13 protein-coding genes are annotated in these 19,003 nt (G+C 39.0%); 3 read left to right on the top strand and 10 right to left on the bottom strand.

Going from position 1 to position 19,003, the window contains the following annotated elements; genetic code table 11:
- Positions 1-156: 156 nt before the first annotated feature.
- The 4 genes from B2W36_RS08580 to B2W36_RS08565 all read right to left on the bottom strand — a co-directional run bounded on the left by B2W36_RS08580 (position 157) and on the right by B2W36_RS08565 (position 3,234).
- Positions 157-1,224 (bottom strand): NAD(P)H-dependent flavin oxidoreductase, encoded by a 1,068-nt coding sequence (locus B2W36_RS08580; RefSeq protein ID WP_293883377.1) that lies wholly within the window; start codon positions 1,222-1,224, stop codon positions 157-159.
- Positions 1,225-1,234: 10 nt separating this feature from the next.
- Positions 1,235-1,756 (bottom strand): YceI family protein, encoded by a 522-nt coding sequence (locus B2W36_RS08575; RefSeq protein WP_293887450.1) that lies wholly within the window; start codon positions 1,754-1,756, stop codon positions 1,235-1,237.
- A gap of 89 nt (positions 1,757-1,845) precedes the next feature.
- Positions 1,846-2,418, bottom strand: coding sequence for a Crp/Fnr family transcriptional regulator (locus tag B2W36_RS08570; RefSeq protein ID WP_293887449.1), 573 nt, complete (start codon positions 2,416-2,418; stop codon positions 1,846-1,848).
- A gap of 120 nt (positions 2,419-2,538) precedes the next feature.
- Positions 2,539-3,234, bottom strand: a complete 696-nt coding sequence (locus B2W36_RS08565; RefSeq protein WP_293883368.1) for a hypothetical protein — start codon at positions 3,232-3,234, stop codon at positions 2,539-2,541.
- 446 nt (positions 3,235-3,680) lie between these two features.
- On the opposite strand from B2W36_RS08565, the gene B2W36_RS08560 reads away from it, so the two are divergent.
- Positions 3,681-6,044 carry a TonB-dependent receptor gene (locus tag B2W36_RS08560; protein ID WP_293887447.1) on the top strand — a complete coding sequence of 788 codons (2,364 nt, stop codon included), beginning with the start codon at positions 3,681-3,683 and terminating at the stop codon, positions 6,042-6,044.
- 226 nt (positions 6,045-6,270) lie between these two features.
- On the opposite strand, the gene B2W36_RS08555 is transcribed toward B2W36_RS08560, so the two are convergent.
- On the bottom strand, positions 6,271-8,064 hold the full coding sequence (locus B2W36_RS08555; RefSeq protein WP_293887445.1) for an ABC transporter ATP-binding protein: 1,794 nt from the start codon (positions 8,062-8,064) through the stop codon (positions 6,271-6,273).
- Positions 8,065-8,076: 12 nt separating this feature from the next.
- Positions 8,077-10,515: a TonB-dependent receptor domain-containing protein gene (locus B2W36_RS08550; protein WP_293887443.1), complete on the bottom strand. Its 2,439-nt coding sequence runs from the start codon at positions 10,513-10,515 to the stop codon at positions 8,077-8,079.
- A gap of 202 nt (positions 10,516-10,717) precedes the next feature.
- Here B2W36_RS08550 and B2W36_RS08545 point away from each other — a divergent pair, with 202 nt between their 5' ends.
- Both B2W36_RS08545 and B2W36_RS08540 read left to right on the top strand, forming a co-directional pair.
- Entirely contained in the window at positions 10,718-11,749 is a 1,032-nt protein-coding gene (locus B2W36_RS08545) for a sensor histidine kinase (RefSeq protein ID WP_293887442.1), read from the top strand.
- Complete coding sequence (locus tag B2W36_RS08540) at positions 11,746-12,474, top strand: LytR/AlgR family response regulator transcription factor (RefSeq protein ID WP_293887441.1); 729 nt, start codon at positions 11,746-11,748, stop codon at positions 12,472-12,474. The genes B2W36_RS08545 and B2W36_RS08540 overlap by 4 nt, the downstream gene beginning before the upstream one ends.
- On the opposite strand, the gene B2W36_RS08535 is transcribed toward B2W36_RS08540, so the two are convergent.
- The 4 genes from B2W36_RS08535 to B2W36_RS08520 are packed head-to-tail and all read right to left on the bottom strand — an operon-like array spanning position 12,471 to position 18,983.
- A complete protein-coding gene (locus B2W36_RS08535; protein WP_293887440.1) occupies positions 12,471-12,995 on the bottom strand; it encodes a GNAT family N-acetyltransferase in 525 nt (174 codons plus the stop codon). The two genes, B2W36_RS08540 and B2W36_RS08535, sit on opposite strands and share 4 nt — an antisense overlap.
- Before the next feature lie 37 nt (positions 12,996-13,032).
- A complete protein-coding gene (locus B2W36_RS08530) occupies positions 13,033-13,881 on the bottom strand; it encodes a phosphatase PAP2 family protein (RefSeq protein ID WP_293887439.1) in 849 nt (282 codons plus the stop codon).
- Positions 13,882-16,446 carry a phosphatidylglycerol lysyltransferase domain-containing protein gene (locus B2W36_RS08525; protein WP_293887438.1) on the bottom strand — a complete coding sequence of 855 codons (2,565 nt, stop codon included), beginning with the start codon at positions 16,444-16,446 and terminating at the stop codon, positions 13,882-13,884.
- A gap of 32 nt (positions 16,447-16,478) precedes the next feature.
- The gene (locus B2W36_RS08520) at positions 16,479-18,983 is read right to left on the bottom strand and encodes a DUF5686 and carboxypeptidase-like regulatory domain-containing protein (protein WP_293887437.1); all 2,505 of its coding nucleotides are present in this window, start codon (positions 18,981-18,983) and stop codon (positions 16,479-16,481) included.
- Positions 18,984-19,003: the final 20 nt, after the last annotated feature.

The following is a 19,003-nucleotide window of genomic DNA, read 5'->3' as shown; positions in this document are numbered from 1 at the left end:
GAACATGTTTCAAAAAACTATATGACATCCATTATGGACGAATTTCAAATGCGAAAATTGGGTATAGAAAAGCCGACCTTTAAAACTCGGCTTTTCTATAATTGATACAACCTGTAAAAAGTAATCTTTGGATCATTTTTAAATCACACATACTTATTATCTTTCCATTTCAGCAATAATAGCTGCAATCAGTTTTTCCGCATCATGATATTGGAGAATAGAGGCTGCCTGACCTGCCCAAAACGATTTCATTTCAGGATTCGATTCGGAATTTGCAGGGTACGCTCCCAGTTTACCAACAATTTTTCCCTGCAATGGATAAGGGGCAAGACTATTCTGAAATTCTTTTAACTCCTCTGTCAAGCGGTTTTTCAACCCTCGCGATAGCCTTCCAGTAAAAACTTTGGTCAACGTTGTATAGCGGGCTTCTTTAGAGAATAATTTTTCACGATGTATTTTACTTGCTCCTGATTGCCGGGTAGCCAGAAAAGCAGTTCCTATTTGCACAGCATCGGCACCTAATGCCATTGCCGCTTTTACCCCACGGGCATCGGCAATACCGCCAGCGGCTATGATAGGAATTTTTACGGTATCCGCGACTTGCGGAATCAATGAAAAGGTTCCTATTAAGCTTTCCTCAGGTTTATTCAGAAATGAAACCCGATGCCCACCTGCATCAAATCCTGTGGCTACCACGGCATCTACCCCGGCATGTTCTATAGCGATAGCTTCATCTAAAGTAGTAGCAGCTCCTATCGTTATGATTCCAAACCGCCGACATTTCTCCAAAATAGCTTCAGAGGGTATGCCATAAACAAAACTAAAAACTGCTGGCTTTATCTCAAAAATAGCTTCAATCTGCTCTTCAAACTTAGGACCGCCTGGCAAAGGAAATGTGGGTGGTTCTGTACCGACCTCTTCAAAGTACGGTTCCAAAAGTTTGATAACTTGCTGAAACTTACTTTCATCAAAATCTCTTGCCGTAGCGTCTTGATCATTAACCCAAAGATTAATGTTAAATGGTTTTGTGGTTAATTTTCTGATGCCGCTAGCAATAGAAATTAATTCGGCAGCATCATACGGCTGTCCACCGTAAGACCCTAATCCACCCTTATTTGACACGAGTGCTGTAAGGTCCTCTGAGGATAATTTTCCACCAAAGGGTCCTTGAACGATGGGTAAATCTATTCCAAGTAATTTAGTGAAATTTGTTTTTGTCCACATATGAATAAATTTAGCGTTGCCCAACTAATTTGAACTGTAGTACAAACTCATCGTAAATCAATTTGTCGCCCAAATTCGGTATAAACTTTCCGGAGCCATACCGAATATTGTACAATGTACGGTCAATTTTGATTTCGCCCAATGCATGCAAGAAATCGTTAAATAGTTCTACATTTGCCGTAAAACGAATGGGCTGTGTAATCTCCTTAATGGTCAAGTCGCCACTAATGATGTAATGCGTATTTTCCTTTCTTCCATTCTTGATTTTCAAAGATGCCGTCTTAAATTGATCGACCGAGAAAAAATCATCGTGGTTTAAATGATCAAAAAACTCCTTGTAAATAGATTTGTCAGAAATATCGGTGATGACAATTGAAGTCATGTCAATATGTATTTCTCCATCGATGATATCATCGTTTTCGAAACTCAAAAAACCATCTTTGATTTGAATAGTTCCCGTGTGTAAGCCTAGAACTTTCTTTCCTGTCCAGTTGACAGTGCTGCTTTCTGTTTGAATGTTAAATTTTGTCATTGCTCTTGATTTTTAATTTGACAAAACAAAAATCAGGGTATTCTTTAAAGATATAAAGGACATACCTCACAAAAAAAATGTGAGGTAGATCAATTGTTTGGCGAGTATAAACGACTCAGTGTTTCCCTTGTTACACCAAGATAAGCAGCTACAATGTGCTTGGGCAACTTTTGCACCAACGATGGATACTCCTGTACAAACTTTTCATAACGTTCCTTTGCAGAGCTACTTAATAACGATAGGATTCTGTTTTGCAACGCCACGTTCCTGCGGTTTGTTTTCTTTCTGAAAAAATGTTCGACTTGATGGTATTCCCGGCAGAGCTTTTCTCTGTTTTCATTACTAAGGCATAGCACTTCGGTATCTTCCAGACAGTCAATATTTACTTTTGCTTTCTTTTGATCATAATAGGCTTCGTAATCTGTTATCCACCAATCCTGAATAGCGAAAAGAAGAATATGTATTTTCCCAATTTCGTCAGTATAATATGATTTCACGCAGCCAGAAAGCAAAAAATAATCATTTAATACGGACTGACCTTCCTGTATGAGGAATTGATGCTTTTTGAATTTCTTAAAGATGAAATGACTCAAGATATAATCAAACTCGACATCTGTTATCTCGATATATTTTCGGAACTGTTCTCGTAGAATTTTACTCATGTCTAAATTTAAATATATATCTTTCACCGTCTTGTCACGACGATGAATAACTTATTATTTCGCCATAAATTTGGTCCAGTTTCTATTTTTCTAAATAGTTTTAATACGGCTATTTTTACTTTATTTAAAAAAGTAATATTCCATTATATTGAAAAAAAGAATCATGATGATGATGCCTATGGATAAGATCATTGCAATAACCTGCCAGGGTTGCATCTTGTTGATGATGCTGTATTTTATTTTTTCACCTTTTCTTACAAATACTCCAAAATTTGGAATAACGTTGGGGTTTATTGCATTCTTGAGCACCTTTGTATTAAAATTCTGATCGATATAAGGCCTTAGGTAATCTATAAATGCATCCAGCTTATTAATATCTTCGTCGCTGGAAAAGGGAGCGAATCCGGTGTGGCCGACCCTTATTTTAAGAAATTTATCGCTAGTTTTAATAGTTAAATAGCGGACCCCTTCATTACCCATATTTTTAATCATCACGATATCAGTCATATTAAAATTATATACATAATTTCTAAATCTTGCGGTGATAGTTTCTTGATCGTTGATTCTGATGATCCTGATGATCCACTCCTTCTCTTTTATCCTATTGGTCATGATCTTCAGTAGTGTTATACTTCCTAAAATTGTAATCAGTGCAGCAATAATAATTGGGAAAAGAAAAAATGTATTAGAAACAAACAGATGGGAAAGATACAGGGTTCCGATCATCATAATTAATGCGGGAATAACAAGCACCAATGAAATGTGTAGTTCAGTTTTAGCATCCAGTCCTTGAAATCTAAATTCTTTGTCTTCCATGTTTTTTACGGTGAATATACATTCGTCCCCCATTAGTACAACCTTGGAACCTCTCCGTTGTTGCGTTTGAATTGCTTATCAACACGAACACCTATATTTAATCCAAGTTATGGACCTCGTTTACTCCGATTAATACTGCATATTTGGCCATTAAAGGCTTTTAGTATTATTGTTCAAAATACAGATCTTTTCTTTATTCAGCAACTGTTTTTCTTTGCTATTAGCCGCTACTTTGATAAAAAGTCGCGGTCATAACAATCTTCCAGTAGATTCTAAACTCTTATTAAACTACACTCAAAGCATATTTGCAGCATTCCTAATCGTATGCATCCATTGTTGAATTCACAAAATTCAAATAGTATTTTGGAGTATAGGTATATTATTTATATTTGTTCTAAATAAATATTAAACACAACCTTTTAGTCATAATTATCTATTTCATTGACATGCAACCAAAAATCAATTTTAACTTTAATAATCCCATAGGGATCTTTTTTATTCTACTTATGATTTTTTCGTCACACAAAGCTGTCTGCCAAACAGCAGCATTGCGTGGTACAATAAAATCGCAAACTGGGGAACAAATGCCATTTGTAACGGTGTCGCTTTCCGAAATCAAAAAATCTGTCCAAACGGACAATAATGGAAATTACAGCTTTACTAAGCTACAAGCTGGAACCTATATAGTCTCTGCAAAATATTTGGGCACAGATATGGAGTCAAAACAAATCACATTACTTAACGGCCAGGAAATGGTATTAGACTTTGTATTAAGTTTAAAAGAAAGGGTACTGGACGGCATCGAAATATCGGGATACCGCAGGTTTGGAAAGAAAGAATCCGAACAGGTAGCGAAGTTGCCTTTGAAAAATTTAGAGAACCCTCAGGTATACAATGTTGTGCCCAAGGAAATTTTGCAAGAACAGGTCATCGTTACCTATAATGATGTGCTAAAAAATGTAACTGGTGTGAGCCAGGGTTTGGTCAATGGAAGCAACTCTTTTTATATGCGCGGTTTTGAGAACAACAGTTTTATCAGGAACGGTATTCAGGATAGAAAAGATAATAGTTTGGAAGTCGCTAATATTGAACACATCGAAGTATTGAAAGGCCCGTCCGCCACCTTATTTGGAAATAGTTTGACCTCCTTTGGCGGATTGATCAACCGGGTAACAAAGAAACCTTTTGACATAGCTAAGGGTGAGATTTCATATACATTGGGCGGATTTGACCTGAATAGAATTACGGCCGATATTAACAGCCCCCTGGCAAAAGATGCCGGACTTCTGATGCGCACAAATATTGCTTACCACGATGAAGGCAACTACATGGATGCAGGCTTTACCAAACGTCTTTTTATTGCACCATCTCTCTTGTATAAGGTAAATGATCGTTTAACAATTTCGATCGATGCGGAGATTTATCAACAGAAAGCAAATGATTTCCATCGTCTATTTCCCGAAATGTCATTTACAAAAACAAGTACAGAGAGCTTGGGTATCAATTGGAAGAGATATTATCATGGGAACGACTTAACGGAGTCTAAACCATCCGTTAGCATTTACGCTGAAGCCGCTTATCAATTGTCAGATAAATGGAAATCACAAACGCTGATCTCGCAGACAAAACACTCCAGTGTCGGCTACCGCGTATGGAATGAAATTATGCAGGACAGTGTGAATAGAAATATCCGATATAGTAACTCAAATTATAATAGTATTGAAATTCAACAAAATTTCACGGGTGACTTTGAACTTGCTGGCCATCGCAACCGTTTAGTAGTGGGGCTGGATTATTATAACGCCCGATCGAATGAAAACTTCATTATTGCCTACCCGTTCGACCGTATTGCACTAAAAGGAAAAGATCCAGCTTATACTCATATTTCGAAAGCTACTGTAGATGCTATTTTAGCCACACTAAGTCCCATACGTACAATCAGTGAACAAAGTACTTATAGCGCCTACTTTTCTGATGTTTTTAATATTTCTCATAATTTTTTAGCCATGGCCAGCCTTCGCATTGACCACTTTGCATCTGGGGGATCACACGATCTGGCGGCTGATACTGTTACCGGAAAGTATAGCCAAACAAACCTTTCGCCGAAATTTGGACTCGTGTATCAGCTTATACCAGATAAGATATCTTTATTTGGAAACTACATGAACGGATTCGCAAACAATGGCCCTGCTATACAGCCCGATGGCGCACGAACGGTTTTTAAACCAAGTAATGCTAATCAATGGGAAACCGGTCTTAAACTTAATGTGCTTGATGGCAAATTAAACTCGACAATAAGTTATTATGATATTAAAGTGAACGATATCCTCCGACCTGATCCTTCCCGTAATGGTTTCACCATACAGGACGGCGGCCAAATCAGTAGAGGACTTGAAACAGAATTAATAGTTAACATGGTCAAAGGTTTCAATGTTATCGCTGGATATTCTTACAATAAAGCTTACTCCATAAATACAAACGCAGATATCGATGGATTACGTCAGTGGACGGGACCGGCGCAAACGGCCAATTTATGGGTGAACTATGCATTTCAGGCTAAGGCCTTACAGGGATTTTCTATTGGTGCAGGTGGTAATTATAATAGCAAAGCCTACATCAGTCAATCGCGTCAGTTTGGTGAATTTTATATTCCGGAATATGTGGTCATGAATGCTGTGGCTGGTTATGAAACAAAGAGAGTTCGGATAAGCTTTAAAGTGGATAACCTCACAAATAAGCTATACTGGGGTAATTACGTGAACCAGATGATGCCTAGGCGTTTTTCCGCTAATTTAGCAGTCAAATTGTAATACATAAATGGTAATAGTATGTTGTGAAGTTTATTTTTTGTGCTAGCGTATAACTTCCCAAAAAGTCAATGAAAAGGATATCGGTTTGGATAGGTAACTAAATCGATATCTTTTTCTTTATTATAGTCATATAGAATATGGAGTAATGACTGAAGAAATTAAGAAGGGAAAAATTTATATTGGAACCGCTGGGTGCGTCGACTTGCTAAAGATATCGCGAAATAGATTACAATTTCTCCAATCGATCTGATTTTAATAGTTCTGTATAGTAACCATTTTTTGCGGCTAACTCCTCGTGGGAACCGCTCTCAACTATCTTACCCCTGTGCATTACCACAATTTGGTCTGCATGGCGGACCGTTGATAGTCGATGGGCAATTGTTATTATCGTAGTATGCTGCATAGAGTCAATTAAGGCACTTGATAGCTGACGTTCGGTAATTGTATCTAATGCACTTGTCGCTTCATCCATAATAATAATAGCAGGTTTTCTCAATAACGTCCTTGTTAAGGATAGTCGCTGTTTCTCACCACCAGAAAAACGATATCCATGTTCGCCAATAGGCGTATCGTACTGCATCGGAAGATTAACAATAAAGTCATGCAACTTTGTAATTTTCGCTGCAGTAATCAACTCTTGGTCAGTTGCACTGGGATAAGCAAACAAAAGATTCTCTTTTATCGTTCCATTAACTAGATAGGGATCCTGTGAAACAACGCCCAAAATATCGGTAAGTGAATCAGGACTTAATTTCCTGATATCAACTCCATCGATATATATCGCACCTTTATTCACTTCATAAAGTCCCGCAATAAGATATCCAATAGTCGTCTTTCCTGAACCTGTAGCTCCAACTATGGCGACATGACTTCCCCCTGATATATCAATTGTCACCTCGGAAAGGATCTGAACACCATCCTCGTATGAAAAACTAACATTTTCGAGTTTCACTTCCCCTTTTGCTGTCTTTTTGTCCAAAACAACTGCTAAAGCTATGTTCTTAATCTGAGCAGGCACGTCCAGATACTCGAATATACGTGAAAACAAGACGCGTGCTTTTCGGACCTCAATACTTGTCCGTAGCAACTCTTGTAAAGGGAACGTAAGTTGCTCCTGCAATGCGATGATAGCCATGATCGTCCCTATTGAAACTTGGTTTTCACTTTGCATCCTTAGCCCTCCAAGTAATAACGTCAGCGCTGGAAGAATGGTCAGCAACAAATAAATAATCTGCCACTGCCATTCATTGGATGTACGCGAACGAACTTCCAAATCTGCCACATCTTTCGATGTCTGGGAAAATTTGCTAATTAGAAATGTCGATTTCCCCATTGTACGCGATAGGATCATTCCCGGTACCGATAGGGATTCATTGATTTCTGAAGATAAATCGGCCAGCTTCTGTCGTTGCTTTTCAGCAACTTTTTCTCTTAATGCCCCCACCCAATTACTCAGTGCCAATGTTATCGGGACAACAGTTAGTGAAAACAGTGAAAGTTTCCAATCTAAGAGAAACATTGCAATAACAGTCATAATCGCAATACTTAAGTTCTTTGCGGCTTCCTGGGCAGTGTTGGAAACAAGTTCCTGTAGCGATCCAATATCCTGTGTAATACGGGACTGAATTTCGCCGCCACGCGTATTCGTAAAAAATCGCAATGAAAGTGTATGCAAATGAGAATACAGCTTTATCCGCAGGTCATGCAATACAGATTGGCCAATTTTTGTTGAAAGTATCGTCTGAATCATGTTGATTACGGCAGAAATTAGCGTTACAAAAATCATCGCAAAAACTAACGTAATTAACAACTGTATGTCACCATGTGGAAGAGCATCATCAATAATGTTCCGCAGTAGAAATGGCATCGCCATGCTTGCTCCTGCTCCGATAAAAATCAGCATTAAAGAGCCGAGCAATTGCCATTTGTAAGGTTTAAAGAATCCATAAACACGATATAGTGAAAAATGGTTCGTGTTTAGAGTTCTTTCGTTTCTTTGTTTGTGCGTAAAGAATTTCATCACTTTTTTTAATTATTTTCTTCTCCTTCTTGGCGATTTATCATCCGCTTGGTCAGTAAAATGATTGTCTTTTTCCTTTGAAGCACGTAATCCGCCAAACTGCCAGCTAAATGTCAACGTAGCAGCCCTGTTGTAAAATCTGTTGATCTGGGTACTTTGGAATGTAGGGGCAAAAGCATAAACCGTCTCCTTAAAATTGTTCTGGAATGGATTGATGACGGCCAACGTAAGACTAGCTTTACTATTCATAAAATCCTTCTTCATTGCAAAACGGTAAGAGTAGTTTGCTGTATTTCTGCCCTGTAATGTGATAAAACCATTGCCATAATCTCCTGAAGCACTTAATTGTAGGCCTTTCATCAGATGAACTGTATTACTGATGCTTGAGTTAAAAAATGTTCCATCATTTTTCAGTCCCAAAGAGTTACTTCGGAATTTTAAATGAAAGACCTCTATGCCGGCATTGACCGTCCAGATTTTTACAGGATTGAATACCGAATTGACGTTCACTCCCATTCGTGTACTTTCACCGATATTATCCGGCATGGTAAAAGAGACTCCTTTTTCATTCACTCTAGCAATCTGCTCCACCGCATTCTTATTTGAGCTATAATAGATACTGCTTGTCAATAAGGTGTTCTTACTTCCGGTATAGGTATGTGAAAGTTCGAGTTTTTTGGTAAGCTCTGGTTTAAGATAGGGGTTACCTTGCGTGATATTCAACGGGTCCGCTGCATTGGCATACGGATTCAGATCCATGATCCACGGACGGCGAATTCGTTCATTATAATCTAACTTTACTTCATGGCGTTCACTCAATTTCTTTACAACAAGTAAATTAGGGACCCAGTTTGAAAATTTCCGCCTATAGGGTGCATTATTCTGAAATGTGGCATTGATGTTTGTTTGCTCAAAGCGAATTCCCGGACGTACAGTCCACTCGTTTCCTAAATCAAAATTAAGGGTAGCATAAGCTGAAAATACCTGCTGCCTGTATTGCATGCTTCCGGAACGGCTAGGATCTACAGGCACTGCACTGCTAAGGACTTCATACACGCTTTTGGAATTATTTCCCAAATATTTAGCCCCTGTTTCTAGCGAAGTTTTGCCTTCTTTTCCAAAAGGATGTGAATAATCCGCCTGAAGACTCCACTCCTTTTCCTTACCTGTATTGGGTCCGCGTTCTGCAAACGCGAGTTGACCATCCGGCTTATACTGCTGAGTTAAATAATTTGACACGTCAGATGCCGTTGAAGCCAGCCCTATAAGCTGTAATTCCTGCCCTTCACGATTAAATTTTTTCTGATAGTTCAATACCCATTCCGAGAAATTGAATTTACCACTTTGCTCCGTTTTTTGCCGATACACTTGATACCGATCAGCATTGGTATATCGATTAAATAATCCACCCTTTTGGGGCCAAGAGCCGTTCCAATATGAATAACTCGCTTCAAGTGTCTGAAGGGAATCGATTTTATATTGTCCTGACAGGGAAGCAGAACCGCCCTTTGTGGTTTGAATCATATCAGATTCTTGAAACAGCGATCCAGTTTGAATTCCGTTATTCAGATTGGTTCTATCAAGTGAAGATGTCATTTTTTCTCTTTCCCGGCTGTAGTTACCCATCGCTGAAAAGTTAAATTTTCCTGTGGACATATTGAGGGAAAGATTTCCTGTTTGCTCCAAATTTCCACCCGTGATATCCAATGTTCCACTAGTTCCTTTTAGTTTCTTTTTTGTGATGATATTGACCACACCGGCCGCGCCTTCTGCCTCATATTTGGAAGAGGGATTGGTCATCACTTCTACGGAAACAATGGAACTTGCCGGAATCATTTTTAACGCCTCCTTGAGGTTCTTCGCCATAATACGGGACGGTATGCCGTTGATCAACACTTTAATATTAGCGTTCCCGCGCAGCTTTAGCTCGCCATTGGCACCTACAGTCAGCATCGGCGCTTTCCGTAATACATCCGCTGCATTTCCTGATTTGTTACTGATATCCGATGCGGCGTTGTAGATGAGCTTGTCTTTGGTGCTTTGAACCAAAGGCTTTTTCCGGCTTGCGACTACGGTAACCCCTTCGAGCATTGTGCTTTTAATGTCCAGATATATACGTCCTAAATCTAGATCTTCTTGGCTCAGCGTTATGGCATCGGACTCGTAGGTATTAAAACCAATATAGTTGACTGAAACAATAATAGCGGTGGAGGGCTGCGCCTTTAAGTTAAATGTTCCATCCTTGCGCGTGTTTGTCGAACTTATTATTCTACCGCCGGCATCTTTGATTACAACGGTGCTTCCGGCTAATACTGTATTTTCGGATGCACTAACAACGGTTCCTTTGACCTCAATTTCATTTTCCGCCTTCTGGGCCATTCCCCATGTTGTACTTAGTACTAGGATAAACACTAGTATTTGCCTGCCTACGTTCTTCATTAATTCTTTCATTTGCAAAAATTTAGTCTTGCAAAACAAGTTGATATATTTCGGCCTTAAAAATAAAACGGACAAACAGACTTTATTAAATGTCAAATAACGTTGGTCATTTTAATTTTCCGAATTACCTTTATTTTCCGACTTTTGAACAACGGAAGTTGTACAGGAATCCTTTAAAGATTAGACATCTTTGATCAGAACGCAAACTTATATTATGAACACAACAAAAATTGGCATACGAAAAAGATGGACACAGGAGATTATGATCTTTTGTGCCATGTATATCCTCACAATGCTTCATGAATGGTTGTTTATAAATTCGTTGGAAAATTTCTTAAAGGGTTTTGTCTTTTTTGTAATTCTATATGTGCAGGCTCAGATCCATCGTTTTTTTATTTTTAGGTTCTATCTGCTCAAGAAATATTTAAGCTATATTTTTTATTCCTTAGCGACTATAATGGTAGGCGCATCCGTACTTTTTGTGTCGAATGTCTATTGGATACAGCCTGACTTTTTTGAACCCAATGAGCTGCTACTCGATTTCCTTTACCACTTTGCAATCTGTATCATCAGTACAGCAACCATTATGGCTCTTTCGCTGATGCAGAGTTACGCTTTGGAAGTGCAGCGCAGAAGTATGGACCAGATCTTGCTCAATGAAATGAATCTAAAATTTCTACATGCGCAGCTAAATCCCCATTTCTTCTTCAATATGCTTAATAACCTATATGGAGTAAGCTTAACAGAACCGGATCGTACTCCCGGACTTATTGTTAAACTATCTGAGCTGATGCGCTATCAGATAGAAAATGGAAACCTACCGAAAGTTTCGCTAGCCGATGAGATCAATTTTATCCGGAATTATATTGACCTGGAAAGGGAAAGGATCGGTAAAAGATGTGATATAAAGTTTATATGCTGTCATCCCACAGTGGAGATGAATGTTTGGCAGATTTCGCCGCTACTTCTTATCATATTGGTTGAAAATAGTTTTAAACACAGCCAAAACCTATCGGAATGGTTTGTTCATATCCACATTGAATTAAAATCCGATATGTTATTGATGACCATTGCGAATTCGCTTGCAGATAATAAGCTTAAAAACCCATCTACGCAAGTAGGCCTAAAAAATCTAAAACAACGATTATCGTTTATATATAATGGTGATTTCAAACTTGATGAAAAAAAGTTTGAAACACGTTATGAGACAACGCTTTTAATTCCAATTCAAAAAAAACTACTATGAACTTGCTAAATTGCATTATTATTGATGATGAAGAAGGTGCGCACCGCGTACTGGAACATTTTATCAGCCAGCTGAAACAACTTCAGCTCAACGGATCATTCTACACTGCTGTAGAGGCGATGGAATATGCGTATCATCATCAGGTAGACGTTATGTTCCTTGATATCAATATGCCGGGCTTAACAGGGATGGAAATGTTGGAAGCAATGTCCAATAAACCTTTTGTTATCCTTACCACCGCCTATAAAGAATATGCGCTGGAATCCTATAAGTATGATGTGGTGGATTACCTGGTCAAGCCATTTGATTTTAAAACCTTTATTTCGGCAATTGATAAAGTAATTAACCGTATGGGAACCCCTAAGAGAAATTTAGAGCAGAATAATCCCAATGCCTATCAGCCTGTAACAAAATCGGATCATCTTGTTTTAAAAGTCGACAACGAAATCGTAAAACTGGATCTTAGTACGATATTCTATACGCAGAGCTATGGCAATTATGTCAAATTTTTCACAGCTGAGAAAATGTATATGAGCCAGATCACAACACAGGAAGTTGAAAACAAACTGGATCCCGACCTTTTTGTCAGGATCCATAAATCCTATCTGGTTGCATTGAAGGAAATTTCCAAAATTGCCGGTGGCGAACTCTCTTTAAAAAATGGAACGGTTCTTCCAATTGGAAAGTTCTATAAAAAAAATGTAATCGAGCGGATGAAAGGTTAGATCCATTCCTTTTTCAATAGTGCAAACTGCAAGGTATTCTCATATCGTGGTGATCCGTCATCATTATTGGTAAAAGATATATACTCAAGAAATAATCCTTCCTCACGCATGCCCAGGCGTTTACACAATTGCTGTGAGCGTACATTGTAGTCCTCGACGTAACAGTATATTCTTCTTGCGTTCTTTTTGCCAAAGAGATAATCAAATAAGCCCTTTGCCGCCTCTGCAGCGTAGCCCCTGCCTTCAATCTTGGTATTAAAATGCCAGCCAACATTGTAAGTATCCCCCTCTTCCATCGCAAACAGTTGTCCGATCAACATATCATCTTCTTTCCTGCAAACTGCGAATTGGGATCTATCTTTGCTTTTCTTACTGACATCGGCTAAGGCCTCGTGGATATTGGAGCATTTTTCTTCCAAAAAACAATTCACGCGCGGATCGCTCATATAATCCAAGAATGCTGCCGCATCTCGTTCAATGAACCGGCGAACAATTAATCTTTCTGTACGGTATAATGCCATAAAAATTGTTCTAATTGTGTTGATTATCGCTCTAAATTTACCCAATTCTGTTTCTTTGCGGGTCTTTAAATCTACAAATCGTGATATAAAGAGAAATGCATAAGCATATAAATGAGCCATAAAAAACGGGCAGCTGCTGCTCCACTATTTTTTGAAATAGGATACCACAGCAAACCAAAAACACGACGATCAATAAAGCAATATACTGTTTTTTCGATATCCATCGCCATAAATTGCATTTTTGATTGATAATGATACCTCCTACACCCGCTATGTAACCAATAATGGATCCGATTATAACATCTAATGTATAATGAGCGCCTACACCTACCCGAGTCAAGCAGATGATCGCGGAAATTGTAACGAAACTCAATATCCAAACCAATTTTTTTATCTTTTTTTGCGGCATAAATGCGATTAAAATAATTGTCAATGTTGTCAATACTGTAATAGCATGGCCCGAAGGAAGACTATTACTACCAACTAGCTTCTTTCCGATGACCACAAAATGTTTCGTATCCAACGCAGCCGCGGGCCTGGGAACATTAAAAAGCCATTTTAAGGAGCAGCAAAGTAGACCTGAGATCAGTGAACTCAATAGCAGCGGCCCAAAGATTCTTGGGGTAAAGATCAGTAAAGACGAAAGAAAAGAAAGTATAATAAGCGCATCTCCAAGCTGTGTTAGATTCTCCATCCATTTCGGATACTGCGACAATACCAAATTAATCCTAAAAAAAGTCTCTTTTTGAACAGCGATATAATTGTCGACCGTCCAGGCATGATTGATAGAAAGGAATACCGCTAAGACAACCGAAAAAAATAATGGTACATAGAAGGACGAGAATTTTACCTTCTCAAAATTGTTATTAACTAGATTATCCATCATTTACTTCTTTACACGCATCACTTTATTGATGACTAACGGGGCTGTTAAAAGATCGATATCATGACTATATACAATATACTTTTGTATCCACAAAGGATCATATTTCTCTTTAAACTCCCTCAATCCACGTGTATTTTTAAAATATTTATGTTTGTTATAGAGAAAATGTATCGCTGTTCCTATTAGGCCTTTTTTACTCTCAAAACCTGAAAGCGGAGCGAGTCCCATATTCAACATCTCATAGCCCTCTTCCTGGCAGTATGCTATAAAGCGAAGCAACAGCACGTCCATATTCCCGCCGGGCGCCGTATCAGTTTTCCGGATGAGGTCATAGGTAGCTTCTTTAGGCGTATAATCCGGGATAATGTTTAAAAACGACAAGATTGTGCCATATTCATCTTCCAACGTGATCACATCACTAGTTCTTACTTTTGACTCCTCGAACATACCCTGGGAAAATACACGCTCACTTCTTTTCATGTCGATGAGCCAACTGTCTGACACCAGGCGAAGCTGAGCAATCAAAGCTTCGGATAAAGGAGCGCGATAACATTGCGTTTGATAACCTTTGCGCTCTATCGTGTTAACGGCGTTTCTTAAGGACTTACGCTTCTTTCCCTGTAAGTTAAAATTGGTAACATCGACAATGGCTTCTTCACCAATAAGGAAATGCTTCTTTCCCAATGCTTGATATAATCCGAGCTGCGTGATATCTACCCTGTAATAGGTAACTTTCAGACCTTGTGTTCTGCAATACCGTTCAAAAGACTGGATTAAATCAAGCATAATATCCCGATCATTTGCGCAGACCGGCCCCTCCAATACTACCGCAAAGCCTAAGGTTATTTTATAAGCAATAAATCCAGTTTTATCTGCATTGAAATAGAAACTTTTGTCACCGTAGGTCTTAAAATAATCTACTGGCGACCGTCCATATTTTTCAAGTAGCATCTGTGCCAGTTCAACCTCCCTGCCTATCGCATTTTCCGCTTTGGTTACGGGCCTTAGTGCGAAATAAAACAGCATTGAGATACACAATGCTCCGAGCAAATTGAGTGAATATATGAAGCTGTGTCCTAAAAGCGTATATGGATTGCCTGCTTGTGAATCAAGCAGAGCAAAGGCCTGCAAAGTAGTCTTTATTAAACTCACTACCGTGGCATCCATGACAAAATGTGTACGATTAAGAAAATAAAATCCAAGGAGTCCATACATCAACGGACTTAGCATTAAAGCAATTGAAGCGTTATTTTTTATTGATGTAAATCTGGTTATGTTTGACACAAAATAGTGCTTATATGAGTATAATAAGATAACGATTACAACAAAGGCAGTCATCCCTTCGGTATATACCTCACCGGCAATGAAACTGACTGCGCATAAAGCGATACAAAGGATAAGTGAAAGATACCACGCTGCCCGCAGGCCACGAAGCAAGAAGATAGCGCAGACAATACAAACAATCCCGATCAATAGAAAACTGACCGTGGAACTAAAAAATCCGCTTTCCAAAAAAATCATCATGATTGGCTCCTTTGCTGGAAGAAAATCCGGTAAGAAGGCGGAAGCAATATTCAATAGCCCGCATACAAAGAGAAAAATAGCCGGTAACAAACGGATGAGAATATTGTCTTTCTGAACGAAAAAGCTTACGCCGCCGATCAATAAGGGAATCCAAAATTCAAACAGTCTATAAAGCAGCGATATTGAGATTGCTTCCTGCTCCGTGTAACCAAAACGGCACAGTAAAACAACCATGGAAATTTCGACAATACCTACTCCTTTCATAAAGGGTGAAAAACAGTAAAATAATGTCGCAATTGTATAAACGACGAGACAGGCCTCAACAGATGGTTCAAGATTTAGCGCACGCATGGACACATAAAGATGAAATATCCCGATCAATTCTACCGCCAGTGCCCAAACTAAACTTAATATTAACGGTTTCATAGCCAACTTTCGACTGGCGAGATCCTGATGAAAAGACTGCGCCCGTGGGAAGTATCGTGCGACTAGATGGTAGACACTTTTTTTCCTGTAAAAAGATATGATGCCCCAGATTAGCATAGCACAAAAGGCCAAAGATCCAGCTAAAAAGAGCTGAAAAGACGCACTGGCATTGTGAAATCCCCAAAAAAATAAGACAAATAAGCTTAACAACAAAAGCGATAATAGATTGATCAAAGTATAGACGACCGAAGCAAAATCTGTTGTTGCTCTGGATATTTCCTCTTTTGCGGTATCGTTTCTAAACAGCGCTATTGAAGTAAATCCACCAGCGGGAAGAAATACACCTGCAAAGTTTCGCTTCAAAAATAACTTTATGGCTGCGGGTAGAGAGAGTGTATAGGACAGCGTTTTAAAGCTGGCTGTGTACACGAAACCATGGGCAATAATGTAACTCAAAGACAGCATAACTCCAGCGCCAAACCAAAGGTGAGAGCAATTCCGTATCAATTGACCGGCAGCCATGACTTCAGACCGCTGATCAATAAAGAAAAGGACTCCTCCAAATAATAAAATCAGACCTAAGAATATTTTAAAGAATACTTTCCAATTTTTCATGATTGATAGTTGCATAGTTGAATGAAAAAAGTTTAAAAATCAATTCCAATTTTTGCCCTGATTCCCCATTTCGAAACTGACGGATTGTCCAGGTAGGTAAAACGTTTCACGACATCAATACGCAGTATTTTAAAAATGTTACCCAGCCCTACACTTCCCTCCACATACGGTCCCCTATTTAATCCAAATAATGTAGGCGTGGAACCGGGCGTGAAATTGGAGGTCCCAAATTCTCCATTATTCATCCTATTTTCAGGATTTACATGTCCATACAATACTTTTAAAGAAAGCCACTCCCTTAAATCCAATTTTTTCAATAGGGGAACCTTGTTTAGGATAAAACCATTAAATCCATGCTGAAATTGCAGGGAGCTGTAGCGGTCACTCATAAACTCCAATGTATTCATCAAGTTGAAGGAGTTGGCTTGATAGGCATAAGTCTGATTGGCGCGATGAATCATCATCAACGGATAAGGTACTTTTCCAAATTGAATGCCGCTTTCAAAAACGACGTCCGAAAATCCCAGCTGCGACATAAAAATTCTTTTATTGGCAGCAAAAATGAAGCGCTGATAATCATACTGTCCCCCGATCAATCCTTTGATCCCAACTTCTGCGGATAGAGAGAAAATAGGTTTCCCTGTATTTATTATTCGACGAAAACGCTTGCCTTGATAAATCTTCTCACCCGGTGCCCAACGGAATACTCCGGTGAGGGCCACCGTGCTGATGTTGTCCATATGGCTTTCATTAGTATTTAATGGAAACATCAGTTTGCCCCCTGGAGTTAACGTTTCTTTTTTAAACCCGAGCTTAAACGATATGTGATTGTCAAATTCGTGGTGGAGCTCGACCTGGGTTTTGTTAAAATAGATCATCCGGTCATTAATACCGCGTCTAAAAGAGAGCAGAAAATTATCGTTGTCCAAAAAATTGAGATCTTGTCCCGGCACACGGATATCGCGTGTAGTCCTGACAGCGATTGAACTAACGGGATATTTGTATACCGACTCGCCGTTGAGGGAGTATATAGCACCTAGGTTATATTTGAATTTCTGGTCTTTAGATCCGTAAGCACCATAACCTTCAAAAACGAGCCGTTTACTGAATTCGTCAGTCGTATTTCCTCCAAATTTGAATCGGTTTCCCTCCACTGGGTTGAAACTGTAAAATGAAGGAATTGGCCCGATTTCAAACAATCCTTTCCCAATATAACCGGACGTAACAATAGCACCGACCGACATTAAATTGCGGAATGATCGCGAATTCTTTAAGCTATCAATATTACGGAATGCATTACTTTCAAGGGTACTTAGCTTTACCGGACGTACAAGGTCCCAGTTCACGTTGGTCCTATTTTTTCGTTTGGCTAACTCACTATTGTCCGAAGGTGGTAATGCAAGCTGTGCTTGCTCGTCGAGCGTTCTGATCAATACTTTCTCTCCAAATAGGTTCATGCCCTTTTGAAATAAACCAAGGTCAATTTTAGTCACGCTTTTATTGAGAAAATACTTACTATTTCTATTTTTACTGTAATCAAAGTCCATCTGCAGGCTCTTCACCCAATTGATGTTGGTCGCATCACTTAGGGTTAGCTCTGCTTTCCGCAGTGCATAGCTACCGTCTAGATCGATATATAGGTATCCTGAAAATAGTGCATCTTGGGCATTACGAGGTACAAATCGAATTTTTAATTGTTTTGGCAATGTTTCGCTGATTGTATCCATGTTATAATACTTATAAAAAGAAGGCGCAAAGGTGGCGATAGGACTTAAAAAACGTCTGTTACCAATGGCTACATCATTTTCATACACATCGCTGAGACCATAGATTTTATTTAAATATTCGTCTACTCCGTCCTCATCGATAAACTGATCTACCCGCGATTGATTCTCACCTCTCAACGTGTACAAGGAACCCTGGCTATTGGATATCGTTCTAGCTCCAAGCTTTTCATTCATGTAAATCGGTATAAGCGATCGTCCCGGTAACTTTACTGTATCAAGCCCAGCTTTAAGAAAAGTGAACTTTTTCAGTAGACGGGAGTCGGCAGTTTTCTCATTGAGAATGCCCAATGACATTGAAAGTTTCTCATATTCTGAAAAAACCTGATCCGCACCTTTAAGCGCATTGTTTTCGTCACGTTTTTCGATTACTTTTTTGATAAAGTCGACCGTTGGATTGTTCTTATTTCTGTACCGCTTTTTCGGTGCGTTGATAACTACCTCTTCCAGATTTTGACTGTATTCTGAAAGTATGATCGTTATGGATTTCCCTGGAGTAAGCTGCGAAACAGGCATCGTCTGGCTTGTGTAACCAACCGAGCTAATGGATAGTGTTCCTGTTAAGGCGGAAATCTGCAGATTAAAATTACCCGATTGATCGGTACTGCTTGCAATGCCGCTTTGCATATGTTTGACGGTAACACCTCTTATTGCTAGACCGCTGCTGGCATCAACAACTTTTCCGGTTATGAGTTCCTGTGCAGACAAGAATGAAATAGCAAATAAAAAAAGGAAAACGAGGTAGTTGCGCATAAAATTCATTAAAATGTTTT

This window comes from Sphingobacterium sp. UBA3549 (genome assembly GCF_002376635.1).
In the GTDB taxonomy this organism is placed as follows: domain Bacteria; phylum Bacteroidota; class Bacteroidia; order Sphingobacteriales; family Sphingobacteriaceae; genus Sphingobacterium.
The sequence above is the reverse complement of the archived record's forward strand: the minus strand, read 5'-3'. Positions and strand labels throughout refer to the sequence as shown.

Bases quoted from the DNA above. Each gene is read 5' to 3' on its own strand.
- B2W36_RS08545 (WP_293887442.1), top strand. From the start codon at position 10,718: ATGAACACAACAAAAATTGGCATACGAAAAAGATGGACACAGGAGATT.
- B2W36_RS08555 (WP_293887445.1), bottom strand. From the start codon at position 8,064: ATGAAATTCTTTACGCACAAACAAAGAAACGAAAGAACTCTAAACACG.
- B2W36_RS08575 (WP_293887450.1), bottom strand. From the start codon at position 1,756: ATGACAAAATTTAACATTCAAACAGAAAGCAGCACTGTCAACTGGACA.
- B2W36_RS08560 (WP_293887447.1), top strand. From the start codon at position 3,681: ATGCAACCAAAAATCAATTTTAACTTTAATAATCCCATAGGGATCTTT.
- B2W36_RS08565 (WP_293883368.1), bottom strand. From the start codon at position 3,234: ATGGAAGACAAAGAATTTAGATTTCAAGGACTGGATGCTAAAACTGAA.
- B2W36_RS08540 (WP_293887441.1), top strand. From the start codon at position 11,746: ATGAACTTGCTAAATTGCATTATTATTGATGATGAAGAAGGTGCGCAC.
- B2W36_RS08530 (WP_293887439.1), bottom strand. From the start codon at position 13,881: ATGATGGATAATCTAGTTAATAACAATTTTGAGAAGGTAAAATTCTCG.
- B2W36_RS08525 (WP_293887438.1), bottom strand. From the start codon at position 16,446: ATGAAAAATTGGAAAGTATTCTTTAAAATATTCTTAGGTCTGATTTTA.
- B2W36_RS08535 (WP_293887440.1), bottom strand. From the start codon at position 12,995: ATGGCATTATACCGTACAGAAAGATTAATTGTTCGCCGGTTCATTGAA.
- B2W36_RS08580 (WP_293883377.1), bottom strand. From the start codon at position 1,224: ATGTGGACAAAAACAAATTTCACTAAATTACTTGGAATAGATTTACCC.
- B2W36_RS08550 (WP_293887443.1), bottom strand. From the start codon at position 10,515: ATGAAAGAATTAATGAAGAACGTAGGCAGGCAAATACTAGTGTTTATC.
- B2W36_RS08570 (WP_293887449.1), bottom strand. From the start codon at position 2,418: ATGAGTAAAATTCTACGAGAACAGTTCCGAAAATATATCGAGATAACA.
- B2W36_RS08520 (WP_293887437.1), bottom strand. From the start codon at position 18,983: ATGCGCAACTACCTCGTTTTCCTTTTTTTATTTGCTATTTCATTCTTG.